Origin of the sequence: Dolichospermum compactum NIES-806, from assembly GCF_002368115.1 — a bacterium.
GTDB classification, from domain to species: Bacteria; Cyanobacteriota; Cyanobacteriia; order Cyanobacteriales; family Nostocaceae; genus Dolichospermum; species Dolichospermum compactum.
Window position 1 is genome coordinate 950,535 of record NZ_AP018316.1, and the last position, 3,953, is coordinate 954,487.

3 protein-coding genes and 3 pseudogenes are annotated in these 3,953 nt (G+C 39.2%); 4 read left to right on the forward strand and 2 right to left on the reverse strand.

Annotated features, from left to right (window positions below; all coding sequences use genetic code 11):
* Window positions 1-301 precede the first annotated feature (301 nt).
* Window positions 302-478: pseudogene (locus CA730_RS04490) on the forward strand (protein phosphatase 2C domain-containing protein); the annotation flags it as partial.
* An 86-nt stretch (window positions 479-564) separates the two neighbouring features.
* Here the strand turns inward: CA730_RS04490 and CA730_RS04495 are convergent.
* Window positions 565-1,140, reverse strand: coding sequence for a thermonuclease family protein (locus CA730_RS04495; RefSeq protein WP_096664497.1), 576 nt, complete (start codon window positions 1,138-1,140; stop codon window positions 565-567).
* A 65-nt stretch (window positions 1,141-1,205) separates the two neighbouring features.
* Here CA730_RS04495 and CA730_RS04500 point away from each other — a divergent pair, with 65 nt between their 5' ends.
* Complete coding sequence (locus tag CA730_RS04500) at window positions 1,206-1,430, forward strand: hypothetical protein (RefSeq protein WP_231939974.1); 225 nt, start codon at window positions 1,206-1,208, stop codon at window positions 1,428-1,430.
* A 178-nt stretch (window positions 1,431-1,608) separates the two neighbouring features.
* Here CA730_RS04500 and CA730_RS04505 read toward each other — a convergent pair whose 3' ends face one another.
* Window positions 1,609-2,415 (reverse strand): TrmH family RNA methyltransferase, encoded by an 807-nt coding sequence (locus tag CA730_RS04505; protein WP_096664499.1) that lies wholly within the window; start codon window positions 2,413-2,415, stop codon window positions 1,609-1,611.
* A 223-nt stretch (window positions 2,416-2,638) separates the two neighbouring features.
* Between CA730_RS04505 and CA730_RS26560 the strand changes: the two are divergent.
* Both CA730_RS26560 and CA730_RS26565 read left to right on the forward strand, forming a co-directional pair.
* A pseudogene (locus tag CA730_RS26560) lies at window positions 2,639-3,415 on the forward strand (6-carboxytetrahydropterin synthase); the annotation flags it as partial.
* Between the two features lie 42 nt (window positions 3,416-3,457).
* A pseudogene (locus CA730_RS26565) lies at window positions 3,458-3,907 on the forward strand (6-pyruvoyl trahydropterin synthase family protein); the annotation flags it as partial.
* Window positions 3,908-3,953: the final 46 nt, after the last annotated feature.

The window sequence follows — 3,953 nt, forward strand, 5'->3', positions numbered from 1 at the left end:
AATTGGACAAAAATATTTACAGTCATTGCGAGCGAAGGGAAGCAATCACAACCCTTGCGATTGCTTCATTTCACTTCGTTCCATTCCCAATGACATTGTGTAATTAATTCTGTCTCACTACTTACTACTTAGATGGTGTATAAGCTAGAAGAACCTCTCCCTAACCCTCTCCTATGAGGAGAGGGAACATGAAAGGAAAAGATAAGTGGTGAAACGGGGAGTTTTAAAGCCTCTCACCTTGTAGGGGAGAGGTTTGGAGAGGGGTTATAAAGTCTAATAAAATATACAGGATTTATTTATTGTGGTTTGGAAAGCTATAGCGCGTTCTGCAACGGGAACGAGTCATGAACAGCAAAAAATACGTTGTCAAGATTGCGGAAATTATCGCATTTTTAAGGATGTGATTGTGGGCGCAGTTGCTGATGGTGCTGGAAGTGCTAAATATTCTCATTTTGGTTCTGAATTGGCGGTAGAAACTGCGGCGAGCGTAGCTATCGCTCTCCTACCCCCTGAACGGTTACCTTTTAGGTGTACTCCCAGTTCAACTCATTAGTTCCGTTTCCACTAATCTCTAATTTGCTTATTTATTTTCCGATAATCCCAAGGGTCAACAAATTTTTTATCGCTCCAAACGCCAACTTTTTGCTGTTGCGCTTGTGCTTCGGCTTGTTGTAATATGTCCTTGTCTGGACATTTGCTTAAGTAAGAACGATATACTTTAGCCAATCCTTCTTTTAGCAAAACTTGCTGTAAAAATGTGCCATCTTTTAAACGTACTTCGGCAATTTTTCTGCCATAGCGATCGCTATCTGTGATATTTAACTGTACACGATTATCTGTTTGTTTGATCAATTCCTCTATCCGTATTTTTGCTTTCATCCCCCAAGCAAACTGATTGACATCTTTAGTAATTTTACTCTTTTTTTCTTTCTGAGAATGGGGTATTTCTGGAGCATCAATACAAGCAAACCTTACTATGAACTTTTTACCATCAGCATTTTTCAACACTAATGTATCACCATCACTGACTCTTTCAACTATATCACCTTGAGGAGGAAACAGGCGATCGCACGCCATTAAACTCAAGGTAATAGTAGCTATACCCAGCCAGATTAAGCCTTTTTTCACAAATTTATTCATGTTCATATAGAAGGTTGGATTAGTCACTGCAACTTACCATTACATACATCAATCTTGATTCTCTTATGAATATTATGAAACCTATTAAAGACTCTCAAAGCAATTCTGTTGATCAAGATATAGAGGAATTCCTCAATCAGTTAGAAGATACTATGCCGGATCATGTCATATCAGATATAAGTAATTCTACAAACAAGGAAAGTAGTGAAAATACTCATACTTTTGATCTAGCTGCTTGGGAAGATGCAATTGCTGATATTGAACAGTATTTAGAGCAAAAAAACAAATAGTCAGGAGTCAGGAGTCAGGAGGAAGAATTAGAAGGAGGTAAGAATAGTCTCAAATCTGAGAAAGTAATAGGTAAATGAAAATGAATGGTTTCAACGCTTATTTCTTGCACCTGATTCACTTTTTCAACCCTGAAACTCCTAATGTATGTAAGTTTTGGATTTATTCATCAAGCCGTAATTACTGAGAAATTGTCTGTCTTTTAGCTTCATATAACATTAAAGCAGCAGTGATGCCTACATTTAAAGATTCTACTCCGGGACTGAGGGGAATTTTCACATGGATATCCGCTAATGCGGCTAAATCCGCTGATAATCCCGCCCCTTCGTTACCCAATAATATTAAACTAGGTTTACGCCAATCTACCTGCCAATAGGTTAAATCGGCATTAGGTAAGGTAGCTATTACCTGCATACCTGCTTGCTGACTTTGCCGAACAGTGGTTTGCAAATCTGCACTTACGGCCATATTTAAGCGAAACCATTGTCCAGCAGAAGCCCGTAAAACCTTGGGATTATCTAAATCTACACTATCTTCACTTAACCACAAACCTGATGCACCTGCGGCTGCAGCTGTGCGAATCATAGTTCCTAAGTTACCAGGATCTTGGACAGTTTCTAAAGCCAGAACTAAGCCAGTGCAAGGAATTTGTCTTGGTTGTGCTTCTTTTTGAGCGATCTGCTTGCAGCAGCGCTTCGCTATCGCTACTATACCATCAGGATTGACAGTTGTAGCCATTGCTGCTAGAACTTCTGGACTGACAATTTCCACCCGATAGCACTGACGACAAATGACTTCCCAGAGTTGGGAATGTGTCTCATGCCATTGTGAGGTACAACATACCGCATCTAAGGGATAGGAAACCGCACAAGCTTCTTCCAGCAAATGTGTTCCTTCTAATAAAAATAGTTGTTGCTTATTTCTCTCCTTTGTGGAGTGCAACTTGCGGATTTGTTTAACTAAAGAATTTTGTAAACTTGTGATCACAATCTTAGATTTTAAATTTCGGATTTGAGATTAATCCAAAATTGATATACAGAACCCCGGACTTGAACCCGTTCGTTAATCTCAATCTCCGATTATAGCGTTACTTGTATTGACTCAATTGCCAAGTATTTTCGGAAAACTCAGCGATCGCTAAGTAACAAATTGGTTTATGCTGTAAATAGTCAAAGTTTAAGAAATATTAAATTCTCTTCCCAGTATACTCATGCAATGTATTGTTAATCGCCGCGATCAGTTTTCAGCAGTTGGTCGGTATTGGTTCCCCGAACTGAGTGAAATCGAGAATTTAGAAAAATTTGGTGCTTACTCGAAATTTCCTGGACATGGACATAACTATGTCTTGTTCATCTCTATGATTGGGGAATTAGATGAGTATGGTATGGTATTAAATCTGTCCGATGTGAAGCACGTCATCAAAGAGGAAGTTACCAGTCAACTAGATTTTTCCTATCTCAATGATGTGTGGACAGAATTTCAACAAACTCTCCCCACGACGGAAAATATTGCGCGAGTGATTTGGGAACGGTTATCACCCCATTTACCTTTGGTGCGCGTCCAGTTATTTGAACATCCTCAACTTTGGGCAGATTATCAAGGAGAGGGAAAACAAGCTAATTTAACCATCAGGACCCATTTTAGCGCTGCTCACCGCCTAGCGCCTAACCTCAGTGTGGATAAATATGGTAGGTGTACTCAGACTCACGGACATAATTATCATCTAGAGGTGACTGTAGAAGGGGAAATAGACTCCCGTACTGGCATGATTGTGGATGTAGCTGCTTTAAATCGAGTGGTGGAAGATTATGTGGTGAAAATATTTGATCACTCTTGTATAAATGAGGATGTTCCTTATTTTGCCGATATTGTCCCCACTACAGAGAATATTTCTCGTTACATTCATGGTCTTCTAGAATCACCCATTGATGAATTGGGAGTGAAACTATCCAACGTTAAACTGTTTGAAAGTCATCAGCTTTGGGCAGATTATTCGGGTCAGGGTATGGAGGGTTATTTGAGTATTAGCACTCATTTTAGCTCTGCTCATAGATTGGCACACCCTGATTTGAGTTTGGCAAAAAACACGGAAATTTATGGTAAATGCGCCCGTGTAAATGGACATGGACATAATTATCAATTGGAAGTGACCATAAAAGGGGATATTGACTCCTCTAAGGGTATGGTGATTGATTTGGGGGCTGTAAATCAGATAATTACAGATTATGTGATTGAGCCATTTGATCATACTTTCTTAAATAAAGATGTTGCTTTCTTTAATAAGGTTGTGCCAACTGCGGAAAATATTGCTCTTTATATTAGTAATACTCTGCGATCGCCTATTCAAGAATTAGGTGCAACACTTTACAAAGTTAAATTGGTGGAAAGTCCCAATAACGCTTGCGAAATCTATGGGGCTGATTCTGAATCAACATCTGTTAATGCAGCAGTAAGTCAACCAGTATTGGCAATAGTTTAAACCCATCCAGATCCCTGACTTCTTTGAGAAGTCAGGGATCTATTTT